Origin of the sequence: Chromobacterium haemolyticum, assembly GCF_002081825.1 — a bacterium.
Taxonomy (GTDB): Bacteria; Pseudomonadota; Gammaproteobacteria; order Burkholderiales; family Chromobacteriaceae; genus Chromobacterium; species Chromobacterium fluminis.
On the sequence record NZ_MUKU01000012.1, the window covers coordinates 1 to 16,818 of the forward strand.

The 16,818-nt window shown below is 62.3% G+C and carries 19 protein-coding genes, 1 other RNA gene and 1 pseudogene; 8 read left to right on the forward strand and 13 right to left on the reverse strand.

From position 1 onward, the window contains the following. Positions 1 to 301 precede the first annotated feature (301 nt). From B0T39_RS26475 to B0T39_RS10950, 5 genes and pseudogenes are all read left to right on the forward strand, one after another. Positions 302 to 751: pseudogene (locus B0T39_RS26475) on the forward strand (uracil-DNA glycosylase family protein); the annotation flags it as partial. After that, positions 711 to 1,088 carry a hypothetical protein gene (locus B0T39_RS25000; RefSeq protein WP_141111179.1) on the forward strand — a complete coding sequence of 126 codons (378 nt, stop codon included), beginning with the start codon at positions 711 to 713 and terminating at the stop codon, positions 1,086 to 1,088. The pseudogene B0T39_RS26475 and the gene B0T39_RS25000, both read left to right, overlap by 41 nt. An 18-nt stretch (positions 1,089 to 1,106) precedes the next feature. Continuing rightward, positions 1,107 to 2,420, forward strand: a complete 1,314-nt coding sequence (locus B0T39_RS10940; protein ID WP_081546493.1) for an amidohydrolase family protein — start codon at positions 1,107 to 1,109, stop codon at positions 2,418 to 2,420. A 240-nt stretch (positions 2,421 to 2,660) separates the two neighbouring features. Next, a complete protein-coding gene (locus B0T39_RS10945; RefSeq protein WP_176219539.1) occupies positions 2,661 to 5,759 on the forward strand; it encodes a response regulator in 3,099 nt (1,032 codons plus the stop codon). Next, positions 5,756 to 6,856, forward strand: a complete 1,101-nt coding sequence (locus B0T39_RS10950; RefSeq protein ID WP_081546497.1) for a response regulator — start codon at positions 5,756 to 5,758, stop codon at positions 6,854 to 6,856. Before B0T39_RS10945 ends, B0T39_RS10950 begins: the two co-directional genes overlap by 4 nt. A 282-nt stretch (positions 6,857 to 7,138) precedes the next feature. On the opposite strand, the gene B0T39_RS10955 is transcribed toward B0T39_RS10950, so the two are convergent. Next, on the reverse strand, positions 7,139 to 7,582 hold the full coding sequence (locus tag B0T39_RS10955; protein WP_141111181.1) for a hypothetical protein: 444 nt from the start codon (positions 7,580 to 7,582) through the stop codon (positions 7,139 to 7,141). Positions 7,583 to 8,195: 613 nt separating this feature from the next. Here B0T39_RS10955 and ssrA point away from each other — a divergent pair. The 3 genes from ssrA (at position 8,196) to B0T39_RS10970 (ending at position 10,548) form a co-directional block, all read left to right on the forward strand. Continuing rightward, positions 8,196 to 8,560: a transfer-messenger RNA gene (ssrA, locus tag B0T39_RS10960) on the forward strand. 306 nt (positions 8,561 to 8,866) lie between these two features. Continuing rightward, entirely contained in the window at positions 8,867 to 9,292 is a 426-nt protein-coding gene (locus B0T39_RS10965; protein ID WP_081546501.1) for a LexA family protein, read from the forward strand. After that, positions 9,292 to 10,548 (forward strand): Y-family DNA polymerase, encoded by a 1,257-nt coding sequence (locus B0T39_RS10970; protein ID WP_081546503.1) that lies wholly within the window; start codon positions 9,292 to 9,294, stop codon positions 10,546 to 10,548. The genes B0T39_RS10965 and B0T39_RS10970 overlap by 1 nt, the downstream gene beginning before the upstream one ends. Here B0T39_RS10970 and B0T39_RS10975 read toward each other — a convergent pair. The 12 genes from B0T39_RS10975 to B0T39_RS11030 form a co-directional block, all read right to left on the reverse strand. Beyond that, complete coding sequence (locus B0T39_RS10975) at positions 10,545 to 10,967, reverse strand: hypothetical protein (RefSeq protein WP_081546505.1); 423 nt, start codon at positions 10,965 to 10,967, stop codon at positions 10,545 to 10,547. The genes B0T39_RS10970 and B0T39_RS10975 overlap by 4 nt on opposite strands. After that, complete coding sequence (locus B0T39_RS10980) at positions 10,960 to 11,610, reverse strand: SOS response-associated peptidase (RefSeq protein WP_081546507.1); 651 nt, start codon at positions 11,608 to 11,610, stop codon at positions 10,960 to 10,962. The genes B0T39_RS10975 and B0T39_RS10980 overlap by 8 nt, the downstream gene beginning before the upstream one ends. A 54-nt stretch (positions 11,611 to 11,664) precedes the next feature. Further along, positions 11,665 to 12,144, reverse strand: coding sequence for a hypothetical protein (locus B0T39_RS25640; protein ID WP_081546509.1), 480 nt, complete (start codon positions 12,142 to 12,144; stop codon positions 11,665 to 11,667). After that, complete coding sequence (locus B0T39_RS10990) at positions 12,129 to 12,581, reverse strand: lysozyme (protein WP_081546511.1); 453 nt, start codon at positions 12,579 to 12,581, stop codon at positions 12,129 to 12,131. The genes B0T39_RS25640 and B0T39_RS10990 overlap by 16 nt, the downstream gene beginning before the upstream one ends. Next, entirely contained in the window at positions 12,578 to 12,802 is a 225-nt protein-coding gene (locus B0T39_RS10995; RefSeq protein ID WP_081546513.1) for a hypothetical protein, read from the reverse strand. Before B0T39_RS10995 ends, B0T39_RS10990 begins: the two co-directional genes overlap by 4 nt. Positions 12,803 to 12,865: 63 nt before the next feature. Beyond that, positions 12,866 to 13,780, reverse strand: a complete 915-nt coding sequence (locus B0T39_RS11000) for a tail fiber protein (RefSeq protein ID WP_081546515.1) — start codon at positions 13,778 to 13,780, stop codon at positions 12,866 to 12,868. After that, positions 13,780 to 14,253: a hypothetical protein gene (locus B0T39_RS11005; protein WP_081546517.1), complete on the reverse strand. Its 474-nt coding sequence runs from the start codon at positions 14,251 to 14,253 to the stop codon at positions 13,780 to 13,782. Before B0T39_RS11005 ends, B0T39_RS11000 begins: the two co-directional genes overlap by 1 nt. A 10-nt stretch (positions 14,254 to 14,263) precedes the next feature. Further along, positions 14,264 to 14,443 (reverse strand): hypothetical protein, encoded by a 180-nt coding sequence (locus B0T39_RS11010; RefSeq protein WP_081546519.1) that lies wholly within the window; start codon positions 14,441 to 14,443, stop codon positions 14,264 to 14,266. Next, complete coding sequence (locus tag B0T39_RS11015; protein WP_081546521.1) at positions 14,436 to 15,005, reverse strand: hypothetical protein; 570 nt, start codon at positions 15,003 to 15,005, stop codon at positions 14,436 to 14,438. Before B0T39_RS11015 ends, B0T39_RS11010 begins: the two co-directional genes overlap by 8 nt. Before the next feature lie 33 nt (positions 15,006 to 15,038). Next, a complete protein-coding gene (locus B0T39_RS25010) occupies positions 15,039 to 16,106 on the reverse strand; it encodes a hypothetical protein (RefSeq protein WP_141111183.1) in 1,068 nt (355 codons plus the stop codon). Beyond that, positions 16,103 to 16,435 (reverse strand): hypothetical protein, encoded by a 333-nt coding sequence (locus B0T39_RS11025; RefSeq protein WP_081546525.1) that lies wholly within the window; start codon positions 16,433 to 16,435, stop codon positions 16,103 to 16,105. Before B0T39_RS11025 ends, B0T39_RS25010 begins: the two co-directional genes overlap by 4 nt. Then, positions 16,432 to 16,818: a hypothetical protein gene (locus tag B0T39_RS11030; protein WP_081546527.1), complete on the reverse strand. Its 387-nt coding sequence runs from the start codon at positions 16,816 to 16,818 to the stop codon at positions 16,432 to 16,434. Before B0T39_RS11030 ends, B0T39_RS11025 begins: the two co-directional genes overlap by 4 nt.

Below are 16,818 nucleotides of genomic sequence, written 5' to 3' on the forward strand. Positions count from 1 at the left end.
TCAGCGGGTCTCCTAGCTTGGACAGTTTGCTTTCACGTTCTTCGGCGGCGAACAGGCTCTTCATGGGTGTGTCTCGGTCAGGGGGCAGGTCAGATCATGCCAGAACGGGAGGTTTCTGGAAGTCCCCATAACGATCGAAAGGCTGATTTTGCCGCGACAAGATGACGCCAAAATGTCCCGCTAACGGATATTACGTATTTCATTCACGCGCTTGATCGCATATACCTCAAACACCCCGCCCCGAGGCCCTCCCAGCCGGCCTATAGTCAAGGGCTCCGCCAGCTGGTTCAAAGGAAAGCACATGCTCTGGGACCCCGGGCCGCCCCCGCCTTTCTCCACCTTGTTCGAGAGCGCTCCGCTGGCCAGCTACCAGGCTCTCCCGGCCAAATTCCGCTTGGAATGGGGACCCATCTACTACAGAGGCCGCCTGGATGGCAGCGCCAAGGTGCTGATCGTGGGACAGGACCCGTCCGCCGACGAAAACCTGGCGCGTCGCGCCATGGTCGGCACCGCCGGCCAACGGGTACAGGGTTTTCTGCGCAAGCTGGGCCTGGACCGCTCCTACGTGATCGTCAACGCCAGCCTGTACAGCATCTACGGCCAGTTCGACTCGGAGATGGCTGGCTTCATGGACCAGGCCGCGGTGCGGGCCTGGCGCAATCAGCTGCTGGACCAACTCAAACATCCCGGCCTGCAGGCGGTGATCGGCTTTGGCAAGGCGGCGGCCAAGGTGCTGGAGGATTGGCCCGGCGCCGCCTCCTTCAAAGCCGCGCAGCGGCTGTTTCAGCCGCAGCACCCCACCGCGCGCGCCAAGCGCGCTGCTCAAATCCTGGAACCAAACACTGGCCGCGCTGGCACCGCTGCTGAGCCCGGACCCCGGCGTCGCGCCGGACCCCTCGCCTTACGAGCTCACGGGCTTTCGCGATCAGGATCTGGCGCGGATTCCGCCCTCGGATCTGCCCTTCGGCATGCCGGCCTGGCTGGGCCAGGGCGACATGGCCACGCGGGTGATCAAAGGTCAGGCCAAACTGAAAGCCCCGGCCGCCAACGCCTCCATCCTGTGGACGGCACAGGCGGACCTGGGCTGAAGCCGAAGGAAGAACAGAATGAAAAGCTTGGGATGGCTGCTGTGCGCCGCGCTGTTTCCGGCCTATGCCGGGGTGACGGTGGCGCCGGGCGACGGCGAACACCTGGTGATCCGCGGCCGCCTGGTGCTGGCGGAACAAGAGAGCGACGGCCGGCTGGTACTGGCCGGCGATCGCATCGTCTGCGCCGGCGCGGACTGCGTCGAACCCGCCGGGGCCACGGTGCTGGAAGTGAGCGAGGGCTACGTCTTTCCCGGCTTCATCGACGCCCACAATCACGTGGCCTACAACGCCCTGCCCAAATGGGCGCCGCCCAAGCTCTACCAAAACCGCGGGCAATGGCAGCGCGCCGCCTCTTACAAAGCGTTCAAACGGCCCTACGATCAACTGAAGAAAAGCGGCCTGATCTGCGAAATGGTGAAATACGGCGAGGCCAAGGCCCTGATCAGCGGCGTCACCACCATCCAGGGATCGCCCGCCGGCCGCTGCCTGCAAGGATTGGTTCGCAACGCGGAGAACCCTCAATCCGGCTTGCCCGTCTCCTCCGCGCACGTCCGCACCTTCATCCTGGACGTCGGCGGCGCGCCCAAAATCGACTGGAACGCGACCAGCGCCTTCCTGATCCACGTCGCCGAAGGCGTGGACGCCGACGCGCTGGCGGAATTCACCACGCTCAAAGCCAAGGGCCTGCTCGCCCCCGGCACCGCCGTCATCCACGGCACCGCCTTCGGCGACGAGGAGTTCCGTCAGATGGGCATGGCGGGCAGTAAGCTGATCTGGTCCCCGCAAAGCAATCTGGCCTTGTACGGCCGCACCACCCGCGTCGACCTCGCCCTGCGCCACGGCGTGCCGGTTTCGCTGGGCGTGGATTGGAACCCCACCGGCAGCGATAATCTGTTCGACGAACTGCGCGTGGCGGAACGCGTCAATCAACAGCAGTTTCAGGGCGCGATCCGGGAACGGGACTGGGTGGCCATGATCACCAGCCACCCGGCTCAGGCCTTGGCCTTGGACGACTACATCGGCGAGCTGCGCGCCGGCCTGAAGGCCGATGTCGTCATCCTGTCCAGCCACGCCGCCACCTCCGGCCAGTCGCTGCTGGACGCCAGGCTGCGCGACGTGGCCGCGGTGCTGGTGGGCGGCCAGTTGCTATACGGCGACAACGACGCGATGACGGCGGCCGGCCTCGCCGATTGCGACGCTCTGACCGTGGACGGCGCGCCCAAGCGGCTCTGCGCGCGAACCCCCAAGACGCCCAAGGGCGAGCAAGGGCTGGGCGACATTCGCGCCGCTCTGCTCAAGGTATACGCCGGCGTAGCGCCGCTAGCGCCGTGAGCGTCCACGCCGCGCCCTGCCTCATCCGCCGTTCAAGCCCTCCGCGCTTCGTGGCAACGTCGGTTCGGAGACGCGTCCGCATCCCTCTCCGCAGCCTCCTTCGATTTATTATCCGACGCTTGGAAACCCGAAGCCAGGCAACGGACATTCCATCCCTTCTTGCGAGTCCATATGCTATAAAACAGCAAAATATGATTCCTTCATAAACACGAAATCCGTTGATTGATGGAGCTTCGACGCATGCAGCAAACGCCCGCCTCCGGCAACGACGCATTCGAATTTCTATCCACGCTGCCGCCCAGCCTCGCTCAGCGCCGGATGGCGCTGGCCGCCATCGTGGTGTCTATGCTGGTGTTCGTCTGCGCGCTGCCTTTCGCCAAACTGCCCCTGCCCAAGGTGCCCGCCTTCATTCCCGCGTATCAGGCGGCGATGGCGGTGTGCGATCTGGTCACTGCGGCCCTGTTGTTCGGCCAATACGCGATCTTGCGCGCTCGCGCCTTATTGGCCTTGGCGACGGGCTATTTGTTCACCGCGCTGATGGCGATGGCGCATTCGCTGACCTTTCCCGGCGTGTTCGCTCCGGGCGGCCTGCTGGGCGCCGGGCCGCAAACCACGGCCTGGATGTATATGTTCTGGCATGGCGGCTTTCCGCTGATGGTGCTGGCTTACTCACTGCTAGCTCAAAGCAACGACGGCCCAAAGCGCTTTGCCAGCGCGCTGCCTGCGGTGCTGGGTTGCGTCGCGGGCTCGCTGGCGCTGATGCTGGCGCTGACCGCGCTGGCCACGCTGGGCCACCCTTGGTTTCCCCCCATCATGCAGGGCAGCCGCTACACGCCCATCATGTTCGGCGTGGTGTCCGCCGTTTGGGGCTTCAGCGCGCTGGCTTTGCTGCTCTTGCTGCGGCGCTGGAAGCGCACCTTGCTGGACGTCTGGCTGGCGGTCGTGATGACAGCCTGGCTGTGCGACATCGCCTTATCCGCCATGCTCAACGCCAGCCGCTTCGACCTGGGCTTTTACGCCGGCCGCGGCTACGGCCTGCTGTCCGCCAGCTTTGTGCTGATCATCCTGCTGCTGGAAAACGGCCTGCTCTACGCGCGCCTGGCGGACACCGCCGGGCAATTGCGCGTGGCCAAGCAACAGGCTGAGGACGCCACCCAAGCCAAGTCGATGTTCCTGGCCAATATGAGCCATGAAATCCGCACGCCGATGAACGCCATTATCGGCATGTCCTATCTGGCGCTGAAAACCAAGCTGACCGGGCAGCAGCGCGACTACGTCAGCAAAATCCACAACGCCGGCACCTCTCTGCTGGGCATCATCAACGACATTCTGGATTTTTCCAAAGTGGAAGCCGGCAAGCTGGAAATGGAAGCCGAACCGTTCTGGCTGGACGATGTGTTGGAGGCGGTATCCTCGCTGGTGGCGCAAAAAGCGACCGACAAATCTCTGGAATTACTATTCGAAGTGAGCTCGGACGTGCCCAAAGGCCTGGTGGGCGACGCCTTGCGGCTCAGCCAAGTGCTGATCAATTTGAGCAACAACGCGATCAAGTTCACGGAAAAGGGCCAAGTGGCCATCATCATCAGCAGGCTGGAACAAGTGGGCGACAAGGTCCATCTGCGTTTTTGCGTGCACGACACCGGCATCGGCATGAGCGAGGAACAAGCTGCGCGGCTATTCCAGCCGTTCAGCCAGGCGGACGGCTCCACCACGCGCCGCTTTGGCGGCACCGGCCTGGGCCTGACCATCGCCAAGCGGCTGGTGGAACTGATGGGGGGGGCGATCCGAGTAGAGTCCGCGCCCGGCTGGGGCAGCCTGTTCATGTTCAACGCCTGGCTGGGCGTGTCCTCTGCCGTGGACACCCGCCGCCAGGGCTTGCCCGGAGAGATCAAGGGCTTGCGCGTGCTGGTGGTGGACGACAACGCGTCGGCGCGGGACATCCTGTCCGACCAACTGCGGTCGCTGGGTTTTTTCGCTCACGTCTGCGCCTCCGGGCCGGAGGCCGTGGCCGCGATCGCCCAGGCCAATCTGGATCGGCCTTTCGACGCGGTTTTCGTGGACTGGATGATGCCGGGCATGAACGGGGTGGAAACCATCTCTCAGATTCGCAGCATCAGCCGCAGCATCAAGGTGGTCCTGGCCACCGCCTTTGGCCGCGACGACGTTCGCGCCCAAGGCGAGCTGAGCGGCTGCGACGCGGTCCTGATCAAGCCCGTCAGCCTGTCTTCTCTATACGACGTAGTGCTGGCGATGTTCGGACCGCAGCGAGACCACGGCATGGTGGCGCTCACAGAGGAATTGCCGCGCTTGGACGGCGTGCGCCTGCTGCTGGTGGAAGACAACCTGGTGAATCAACAAATCGCCGTGGAGCTGCTGGGCGACGCGGGCGCGCTGGTGACTTTGGCCAATCACGGCGGCGAAGCGCTGGCCCGTCTGGCCGCGATGGGGCCGCAGGGCTTCGACGCAGTGCTGATGGATGTGCAAATGCCGGTGCTGGACGGCATATCCGCTACCCGGCAAATCAAGGCCGATCCGCGATTTTCCTCCTTGCCTGTGCTGGCAATGACGGCAGACGCGCTGTCGGAAGAGCGGGAAGACTGCATGAACGCCGGCATGGACGACTACATCGCCAAGCCGATTGACCCGCATGCGATGTTCCAAACCCTGCTGCGCTGGGTCAAACCGATACCGCCGGGCGCGGAGCTCCGGCACGCCGTCTCGTCCGCGCTAGCGCTGCCGGACATCCCCGGCCTGGATCAACTGGCCGGCTTGAAACGCGTGGCGGGAAAACGCGAACTATACCTGCACCTGCTGCGCCAATTCGTCGCGGAAGAGGCCGACGCCGCCGCGCGGCTGTCCGCTGCGCTGGAAATCGGCGACTACGTCCAGGCCGAACGCACCGTGCATACGCTAAAAGGCGTCAGCGGCAATGTGGGTTGCGTGCAACTTCAGGATGCCGCCGCCACGCTGGAGCGGGATTTGCGCGCGCGCGGCGCCGTCCGTCTGGCCCCGCTGGAACAAGCGTTGGAGCAGGTGATGACGGCGCTACGCGCCGGCCTGGAGGCGGAGGATCGTTTATCCGGCGCCGGCGCGCCGAATGGGGATGCCCCGGCCGATCCGGCGCTGCTGCGGCGGTTGGCGGCCCTTCTGGCCGCCAGCGACGGCGACGCCCTGGAGCTCTTCCTGCAACAGGCGCCGGCTCTGCGCGCCCTGCTCGCCCCGAATGAATTCGCCGATTTCGAAAAAGCGCTGAACCAGTTCGACTTCGTCAACGCTCTGACGCTGCTGCGCCACGCCGCGGCCGCCCAGCGCATCCCTTTGCCGGAGGACATAAGATGACGGACTCCGCCCTGGCCTCGCCGCGCCAAACCGTTCTGATCGTGGACGATACGCCGGAAAACCTCACTTTGCTTTACGGTTTGCTCAAAGATCACTACCGAACCCAAATCGCCAACAGTGGCGAACGCGCGCTGGAACTGCTGGAGGGCGAAACACTGCCGGACCTGCTGCTGCTGGATGTCATGATGCCCGGCATCGGCGGCTTTGAGACCTGCCGCCAAGTCAAAGCCAATCCGCGCACCGCGCGGATCCCGGTGATCTTTCTCACCTCGATGGGCGAAAACGAAAATGAACAGGCCGGCTTCGATGCCGGCGCGGTGGATTACATCATCAAACCCATCTCGCCCCCCATCGTGCTGGCCCGGGTCAAAACCCATCTGCGGCTCAAAGCCGCCGCGGACTTTCTGGAAGACAAGGCCGCTTTCCTGCAAAGCGAAGTGGAACGCCGCACGCACGAAGTGCAAGTCGTCCAGGACGTCACCATCCTCGCGCTGGCTTCGCTGGCGGAAACCCGCGACCATGAAACGGGCAACCATCTGCGCCGGACACAAAACTACGTTCTCGCCTTGTGCACTCAATTGCGCGGCCACCCGCGCTTTCAAGCCGCGCTGGAAGAAGAAACCATCCAAGAGCTGTTCAAATCCGCGCCCTTGCACGATATCGGCAAGGTGGGCATTCCGGACCATATCCTGCTCAAACCGGGCAAGTTGACGCCGGAAGAGTTCGAAATCATGAAAACCCACACCACCCTGGGGCGCGACACCATCGCCGCGGCGGAGAGACTGTTGAATTCTCCCAGCAGCTTTCTGCGTCACGCCAAGGAGATCGCTTACAGCCATCAGGAGAAATGGGACGGCAGCGGCTACCCTCAGGGCCTTGTCGGCGACGACATCCCCGTCTCCGCCCGGCTAATGGCGGTGGCGGACGTATACGACGCCTTGATTTCCCGCCGCGTCTACAAGCCTCCCTTCCCCCATGAACAGGCGGTCTCCATCATCCGCGAGGGCTGCGGCAGCCATTTCGACCCGGACATCGTCGCCGCCTTCCTGACCATAACGGAAACGTTCCGCGCCATTGCCGAGCGCTATACCGACTAAGAACCCGTTTACGATCTGCTGCGCGTCGTGGAACGTTACACGACGAGTACCGCATTCAAAATGCTCATGTACCATGTGTACACTCCGCTTTCTCAGCCGTTTTCGTCTTGTCTAGCTCTAGCTCGCGAGATCGTAAACAGGCTCCAAGAACTCGCAAAAACGCGCCGCCATTCGCCCGACAATAAGAAAACAGTCCTTGTCGTTTATTCGACACGGACTGTTTTGCATTCAAACCAAAGCGCCATGGCCGCCATCAACGCTTTTCATTTACGGGAACGCCGCTTAGGAAAGCAGGGATTTAACGGTGCTGCTGGTTTTATGCTCCACCAGCAAGGGCTCCATGCTGTCTCTTTTAGTCACGTCCAGATCGTGCTTGGAAATGATTTCCTTCAATTGACAAGCCAATTCCGACATGCTGTACGAACCTGCCTCAATATCGATCAGCAGGCCATCCACCCGGCTGCGGCTCAAGCGGTTGCTTTTCCACTTGCGCTCAAAGCCCCCGGCGGCAGCCAAGCTGGACAAGGCGGCGGCGATTGAAGTCAGCACTGTGGAATAACCCTTGAGATCATAGCCTTGCACCTGCAGCAAGCCCCCCACCACCACGCTGCAAAGAATTGATCCGAAAATGGCCGTATGATGGGCGAAGCTCCAAAGCCGCTGACCTTTGCTAAACCAGTTTCGCCATCTCATGGCTTCCTGCCTGAGCGCCTCTTTATCCATCATATTTCCTCCTCGCTGAGAAGTACGCATTTGCGGCCAGTCATGAAGTCAACATAGTCAATCCAACTGAAGTTGCAAATATTGACGCGTAAAAAGCCCATTATTTTGAAATTGCCCCCCCGTCTTCAGCGCTTGATGGAAAACGCTTAAACACTAAAGTTTTCGGAAAGCTCCTTTCATACATGAAAATAGGATAATAGAAACCCGGAACGTCCCACTCCATTGCGCATCAATAAAACTACCAATCTAGACCACGGTCTTGATTTCCGATAGCCTGACTTCACCCTCTCTTGGAACCTGTTTACGATCTGCTGCGCGTTGTGGAGCGTTACACGGTGAGTACCGCTTCGAAATGCCCATGTACCACTCGACCATTCCGCTTTCTCAGCCGTTTTCGCCTTGTCTCGTTCTAGCTCGCGAGATCGTAAACACGTTCTTAAGGCACCGGCTTACTCAAGAGAAACGCTAAATCTGTTTCAAGCAGAGTCATATGACAAGCATCATCTCTCGCCGGTCTCGCCGTCCGCTCCTGACCCGACAGCGGTTGAATTCGTACAAAAAAGGCCGCGGAACTAGCCTTGGGCGCGCATTGTCTATATAATCTGAATTCTTATCTGGGGGCGACCTGGTTTCGACGAGGGTTGCGAAGCAGATGAGGGCATACCGGGATTTCAGTCACCCCGTAAAACACTGAGTTTATTTAGTCGCAAACGACGAAACTTACGCTCTGGCAGCCTAAGGGCTAGCTAGACACTACAACGGTTCGCAGATGGGCCGGGGGCGTCAAAACCCTGTAGTGTCACTTTACATCTGCTAGTGCTATGTCGGGTTACTTGGCATAGTGCGAAACAATAGGTAACTCGCCAAAGCCCAGCCTGTCCGTCGGCGTGGCAGCGGTTAAATCCAAATGACACGACTAAGTATGTAGAACTCACTGTAGAGGACTTTCGGACGCGGGTTCGATTCCCGCCGCCTCCACCACCAATTCATAGCAAAATCAATTGCTTACGAAACAAAGCCCCGTTCACACGGGGCTTTTTTTTGGGCTATTTGGGGTGGGTTGGTCAGCCTTTTGGTCAGCTTTCCCCAAGCCCTTTTCTCCCTAGCTTTCCACCGTCCCAAGATGCATATCAACGGGCGGCGCACAGCCGCTATCAGCATCGCATGCCATTCCATCCGGGACAAGTGCCTCCATCGACCAACACCGCCGGGTAATCCTTCTGTACTCGGTTGACTTCCCGCATCCATCATGTAATTTGAATTTGTACGCATTCAAATTTAACGACCATGATTTCACATCCATCTAGCCGGCCAGCCGCCGGCGGCCTACTGCTGCCCGTCGCCGCCGCCCCGGTGCGCGCCGGCTTCCCCTCCCCGGCTGATGACTACCTCGACGACGCCATCAGCCTAGACGGCTATCTGATCAGCGACCCGGCCGCGACGTTCCTCGTCCGCGTCCGCGGCGACTCCATGCGCGGTGCCGGCATCGATGAAGGGGATCTACTGGTAGTGGACAAAGGGCTGACGGCAAATCACGGTGACATCGTGATCGCCGTGCTCGACGGCGAGTTCACCGTCAAGCGCTTGCACCGCGTGCGCGGCCGCTGCGCGCTGATCGCCGAGAACCCGGCCTACCCTCCGATCCGACTGGCCGATGGCCAGGAGCTGGAAGTGTGGGGCGTGGTGCGCGGCTGCGTGAAGAGGTTCCGCTGATGTTCGCCCTGGTGGATGGCAACTCCTTCTATGCGTCCTGCGAGCGGGTGTTTCGCCCCGACCTCGCCGGCCGGCCGATTGTAGTGCTGAGCAACAACGACGGCTGTGTCGTCGCCGCCAGCGCGGAGGCCAAGGCGTTGGGCCTGAAAATGTTCGGGCCGTTCTTCGAGATCGCCGGGCTCTGCCGGCGGCACCGCGTAGCCGTGTTCAGTTCGAACTACGCACTCTACGGCGACATGAGCCACCGCATGATGCGCGTGCTGTCCGAGTTCGCCACGGAGCAAGAAATCTATTCTATAGATGAGTGCTTTCTAGGCATGGACGGCATGCCGGATCTGGACAGCCACGGCCACCGCATCCGGCAAGCAGTGCTGCAACGGGTCGGCATCCCGACATGCGTCGGGTTCGGCACGTCCAAGACGATGGCGAAGCTGGCAAACCGCGTGGCGAAGAAGCGCGCCGAATGGGGCGGCGTGTTCGCGTGGGACTGGCTGAGCGCGGCCGAGGCCGACGAGCTGATGGGGCAGATCCCGGTCGGCGACATCTGGGGGATTGGCGGCCGGTTGACCGAGAAGCTGGGCGCGATGGGCATCACCACCGCGCTGCAGCTCAAGCGCGCCGACCCGCGCCGGATCAAGCGCGCGTTCTCGGTGGTGGTGGAGCGGACGGTGCAGGAACTGAACGGCGTCAGCTGCCTGGCGCTGGAGGACGTAGCGCCGGCCAAGCAGCAGATTATCGCCTCGCGCTCGTTCAGCGAGAAAGTCACCGACCTGGCCACCCTGGCAGCATCGGTGGCGCACCATGCCGCCCGCGGCGCCGAGAAGCTGCGCCAGCAGCACAGCGTGGCCAAGCTCGTGGCAGTGCAGATCATGACCAGCCCGTTTGCCGACACGCCGCAATACCGGCCCTATATCGTCGTGCCGCTTGTCCAGCCGAGCAGCGACACGCTGCTGATCACCAAAGCGGCGCTGGCCGGCCTGCGTCACGTCTTCCGGCCGGGCTTCCGATATCACAAGGCCGGCATCATGCTGCTGGAGATCGGCGACGAAGGCGTACAGCAGTCGGACCTGTTCGCCGCGCCGCCGGATCCGCGCCGAGCGCGGTTGATGGCCGCCATGGACAAGATCAACCGGGACTGGGGACGCGGCACGCTGCGCACCGCCGCCGAGCAGCTGACAGCCGACTGGCACATGCGCCAGGATTTGAGGTCCAACAGATATACAACCAGTTGGGAGGAGCTATTGACCGTTTCTTAATGGCATTGGTTACCCAACCCTATAATAACTGTTGCCACCAAAGCGGCGATCCAAAAAATCAATGTGACAGACGTTCTAAGCTTATTTCTTGTCTCAGTACTATGAAAGTGCTCCCAGCCGGTCGCGTACTGATTTTGAGAGGCCATCTCAGCCTCAATTTTTTTTATGTAAGTACTCAAACGGCGTAAATGCTGCCCTATGGTGAAACACCTGAGCCCGCTGAATGAAATAATCATCGTAGGCACGAACCACGCCAACCATATTACTGAGGAGCTAAATTTGGTAGTCGATAACCAAGAGTAAATTATGGCTGAGGCAAACAAAGCCTGTCGCTCTACGTTTGACAGTTCGGCCACAGCGGTTTCAACTTCCTTGCGAAGGGTTAGATACTCCTCTTTCATGAAGTCTGATTTATCCATTGCCTCTCTCCTCTCCATTTGCTCCGGTCATCCGTTGCGCTGGCTCTGCGCACATTAATTCAGCGGGAAACAGCGCCAGCATCGCCCGCGCCTGCTCCGGTTCGCGGCACGCAAGCCAGTCGCCGAACCGCTCGCGCGGCAGGATTACCAGTGAGCGCTTTTCGTCACCCGGCTTGTGCATGCGCTTCATCAGAGGATGCTCGTCTGCGTTGATCGTGATCTGCGTGAACGCATGCGAGACGCCGCCGTCCGGCTCCTGCCACTCTCGCCACATACCGGCCACAGCAAAGGGCTCGCCGCTGGCCATGCTGATACGGGTGCGCACTGCTTTGCCTGACTCATAACACGGCTCGAAAAAAGCCAGCATCGGCACTATGCAAAGCTGGCACCGGCGCCACGCGCCTTTGTACGTCGGCTTCTCCCCTATCGTTTCGGCTCGCGCGTTCATCGTTGTCAGCCGCACGCCCGGCGGCAGGTGCGGTTTGGGGATAAAGCCGTAACTGGCCATCAGTAGGCCGGCCGCGGTGATGATGGGCGCGGGGTAGTCCTGCCAAGTCTCGGCGCGCCACTCCAAGCCGGCGGCGTCCAGGCCGAAGCCGTCCAGCAATTGGCGGTGGGTGGGAGGGGTGAAGTTGACGCACATGCTGGAATCCGGTGGTTGCCAGATTCCAGCATAGACATCACTCGACCATAGACATCACTCGACGCCGGCGCGGTCGCCGGCCAGGATCACTTGGCAGGCACTGAGTTGCCGGACTGCGTCGTCGGCTTCGGCAGTGAGTCGGAGAGCATCGTCTCCATGCGCTGCAAGAAAGTCGGCTCCCGTTTCACCATCACGCTGGCCGGCGCCGGCGGCAGCTGCGGGCAGATTCCCGGCGCGGGCAGCGAGTTGGTCGCGCAGCCGGAGCTGAGCGCGCAGACGAGCAATAGAGCTCTGCAATTCAACTTTTCCATTCTCTAGTTCCTTCTGATAAGCGGCGGCGGCCGCATTGTCGGTACGAGCTGTTTTTTGCTCCGTGGCCCTGGCCACCTTCTCGCCGGCCGCCACGAGTTCCGCCGCCGCTGCGCGCTGTGCTGCGGTGTCGCGCTCGGCCAGCACCTGGAAGTAGTGCCAGCCGGCGGCGGCCAACGCCACCACCAGCGCCAGCCCGGCCAGCAATTTCAGTTGCGCAAACATAGCTCCCTCTCCGCGGCGCGCCGCTTGACCAGTCCCGGCAGTTGCACGCCATTCGCGTAACTCCAGCGCGGCAGCTCATTGCATGCGCCACGCCAGTCGCCGGTGTTCAGCTTGCGCAGCATGCTGGAGCGCGAGAACGCCGTTTCGCCGACGTTGTAGACGAACGAGCCCAGCGCCGCCTTGCGCGGGGCCGGCAGCGGCACCTTGACCAGCCGGTCAACTGCGGCCATCGATTTGCCCAACTCCCCCGCCAGCAGTTCCTTGCACTCCTCCACCGTCCGCGTCTGCCCCAGCTTTACCCCGGCCGTGCTGCCGTAGCAGATCGTCGGGATGCCCACCGGGTCGAGGTAGGCCTTGGTCCGCAGCCCTTCGAACTGCGAGACAATGGCCACGCCCAGCGCCAGCGCGCCACCCACGATGAATTTCGCCTTGCTCATTTCCCCGCCCTCCATCCCTTGAATTCCGTCACGTAGCGGCGCGCCGCCGCGACCACCTTCGGCCCCGACGTGAAGAACAGCATCAGCAAATAGGCGATAGTCAAAATGCTGACCCAGTCCGCCAGGCTGATGCCGTACAAGCTGACCGCGCTAATCGTCACCGGCGGCGCCGCCTTGGCCGCTTCCGATGCGAACTCCCCCGCTTTGCCCATATCCCGCATTTCCCCTCCCAGAAATAAAAATGGGCCGGAGGCCCAGGTGGTAAATCTATTCGTTTACGTGCATCAGGCCGGCGGCGCCGGCCATACGATTGAGGCCGGATAGCCTGGTTGCTGGGCGATCTTCGCCAGCGCATTGCAATACCGCTTCCACGCCGCGAGCAGGTCCAATTCGGCCTGCGTTGCGGAGCCAGCCAGTGCCACGACTTCCAGCGGCTTGCGCGCCGCATACGCCAGCAGCAGCATCTGGCGCGCGTCCTGCTGCGCTTGCTGAATCAGCGCATTGCGCCGTGTCGAGTCATCGAGATAGCGGAACTCCGGCTGGGCTGCGACGGCATCGGCGGCATTCTTGGCGGCCTGATCCACCTGCCAGGCCTGCCCATCCCACACACTGAAGAACGGCGGCGGCTGGTCCGTGGCGCCCAGGTCGGCCAGCGACTGCCCAAGCTGGGCCGTCACCTTCACCGCGGTTGCGGTGCTCCAGATTCTGGACGTGCGGTAGTCCGGCACCAGCCGCCACTGACCACCTTCGAAGACTGCCGCCTGGTTCGCTCCGGCGGCCGGCGGTGTCGCAATGGTGCAGAAAGGCGGCAACAGCACCACGTCGCCCGGTTCATTCGGCGAGATGTCCGCCTGTCGCGCGCCGAGGTATTCACCCGTCGAGGGCTGGAAGGCATGCACGGTCGCGGACCTGGGCGACTGCACCGCCTGGCCACCAGCACGGATACATGCCATCAACCCTGCTGGCGCAGGCACCGCCGGGAGGTTGAACGTGTTAACGCCGTCGCCGCCACCGAAGGCACTGCCGAGCAAGCCGAATAGCTCCGCATAGTGCGCACGCGGCAGCGCCGCGCCATTGGCGCGCAGCCAGCCCGCCGGCGGATGCTGGCCAGCAAAGTAAGCAATCTGTCCGGCCGCCGCCAACGCCTTCATGTCCCGCCCGGCGGCATTGAAGCCCGCGGCGATGTTGGCGGCCAGCATCACGCTTTACCGGCGTTGTAGGCAGCGACGAAATCCGTTTCAGGGTCGCCGATGCCAATGTTTGAGCAGGCCGTGGCCTTTTGCTGGGCGGTCAGCGTCTGGGCGTCGGCATAGCTGACCCGCGCATTGACCGCAGCCAGCAGGCCGGCGATGGCGTTATCGTCGGCCCCGAGCTTCTGCTCGATCTCCAACAACGTGTCGTAAGCGGAGCTGGCGCCGCCCAGAATCTGCGACTTCAGGTCGGCCAGCAGTTGGACGACCTTGGCCGACGAATAGGCTTTGCCAGCGCTCGCCGCCGTGTCGTCGATCACTGCGCCGCCGCCGGCCAGCGCCTGGAGTTCGTTGATTGCGGCGACAAGGCTGGTCTTCTGCGACGTGTTCAGCGCGGCAAGGCTACCTTGCGCCGCGGTCAGGGCTTTGATGTCGATACCGATGGCCTGGGCCAGCTCGGCAATTCGTGTCTGCAAGCTCATGGGATTCTCCTCAAAGTTTCGCTATCTGGTAAAGCAGGGCTATGTCGAGGTCGAAGTCATCGACCACATTTTTCCCCCGCGGCCCGACAGGTCCGGGCACGCCTTCAATCACCCGCAGTTCAGGCGTTTGCTCAACGACCACCGTCACCGCGCTTGTTTCCACCACCACAGCCACCGCTTCTTTATCCATCGCCCGGCTCCTTCACCGTGAAGCGACCGGCAATGATGGTCTGCACCGCGCCGTCAGGCCATGTCAGCGCCAGCGCGCAGACAATCGGCCCGGAAGGCCAGCGCACGGTTTCCTCCGGCGGCGCGGTAATCCAGACGCCACCCGGATCCACGACCAGCGCCGGCGCTTGCGACAACACGAGCAGCGGCGGGCCACCCGGCGGCCGAAACGTCGCCCGCGCGCTCACGCCGGCAAGATCCAGCGGCGCGCCGAACTGCAACACTGCGCCGCCGGTGTAATGCGGCCAGCCAGCACCGGACACGTTGATCACCTCCAGCGTGTTCGCATCAATCGCCATGACCTGGTGGAAGTCATCCACCACCGGCGGCCGGTTGCGCGCGGTCAGCCCGGGCAGCGCAACGCCGGTCACCGCGGCGCGCCAGGCGGGTGGCAGGCCATGCGCCGGCACGCTCAGCCGGACGGCCGCGCCGCTGGAGTCAATCGCCGCCACCGGCCGCGCCGACAGCTGGCCGGACTCTAGCCGGACATGCCGACGCCAGGTATCACCCTTGAAATGATCCATTGAAGCTCCATGAAAAAACCCGCCGGCGGCGGGTCAGGCAAAGCAGATTGGCTGCGAATCAAATACCACTTGTCGGGTGACCGGGTGGATGGCAACGTGATTATCCGCTGGACCATCCCACAGCGTTCCATTACCTGAAACGATGTCGACGACCCCGTAAGGCGTGAATAGTCCTGTCGATGGGACATATCCGTTTACAACTACAGCCCCATCATCAATTGGCGTATACATCGGATGAACCAGCCAGACAAATCCAGGTTTCTGCAATACCCCGTGCGGGATGTCCGCATCATCATTTGGAACAGGGCCGGGAGGCATGTCGAAATACTGGGATGACCTAAAGCGCCCCAGAGGTACATTGCCCACCCGATGCTCGCCAAGTGCCGTCACCTTGCGCCCCCCACCTCCAACAGAAGACTCAGAGACAGATAAAACGGTCATGCCGCATGTCGAAACAGCCGTACCAACGGCCCTCGTGGCCGCAACTAATTGCGTTGTCGTAGTTCGAATCCATTCATATCCCGGCCAAGGTATTTGGTTTTGATGGGTAGTAAATTGAATGGCTGCATTGTTTTCTGATACTGCGAGCGAAGCAGATATCAGAGTCGATCCCCTTACGAACGTCATCGCGGCAGAATTGCCCGAGATTGAGACGGCGGCCAATCTCCGATCCCATCCGGACTTCGGCTGGAAGGCATCCGCCACCGGCCCCCAGTTCAGCGGAAAGGATTTCGAGCCGGGCCGGTTCAGGCATTTCAGGTCAAGGCCGCTGGCGGTGATCGCCACCGCCCAAATATCAGCCACGCCGAAGGCCACCAGCCAGTCGCAGTTGTTGATGAATTGACCGTACAAATAGCAGCCGTCGAAAAACTTGTAGCGCTGATAGATCGCATACGGCAACCAGCGATAGCCCGTGACCGGGTCGTATTGCTCCTGCCCATCCCAGCCCGGCACCTGCAACTTGGTTGAAATCCCCAGCACGCTATAGGGAACAACGCGGCCATTCGGCAGCGTCAGCCCCTGTTTGACGAGTCCGTGGAACGGATGGCCAACCGCGGTCGGCCGCGCCATCGGCAGCGGTGAACGGGTATCCAGCTTCATGGCACGGCGTACTCCATCACCACCGGCTTTCCGTTGGCGTCGGTCAGCGTGACTTGTTTGATGGGCTGAACCTTGATCACGAACAGCCCGTCGCTGGTCGTCATGCTAGTTTCCGGATGGTACTGCCGCAGGCTCGCGTCCTTCTCCACCAGCGGCCCGGCGATGGCGCCAGTAGATGCCGTCGGCGCGCTGACCGTACCGCGGCCGGCGCCGGTCTTCGCCGGCAGTGCACCCGGCGCGGGCAGCTTCGGCAAGGCGGCCTTGGCCTGGCCGGCGCGCCGCGTCTGCTCAAGCGTCTGCGCCAGCATCTTAGCGTCGGACTGCTTCATGTCTGGATGACCTCCCCGAGCGTCAAACTCACATTCGACCACGCGCCGTTGCTGCCGGCGTGGTCCCAGCGCACCCAGATTTCGAGCGCGTTCTCCGCACCGCCCTGGAGCGGCGCCGGCAATTCCAGCGCGCCGCCGGGCGGTGCCGTTTCCAGTGCGGCCTCGGTCCTCGCCAGGCGGATCGACTCAATCGGCTCACCGCTGCCGGCGCTGAGCGGCGCCAGCTGCAGTGGCGCCGAGCCGGGGTTGAACGTGCCGGGGTCTGGCGATCCCAACCAGAACCGTGCGGCCATCCGCTGGCCATCCGCCGCCATCCTCAGCGGCAGACCGGCCAGTTTCACGGTCAGCGCCGCGTCGCTGTAAAACCCCAACGTCACCGCCAT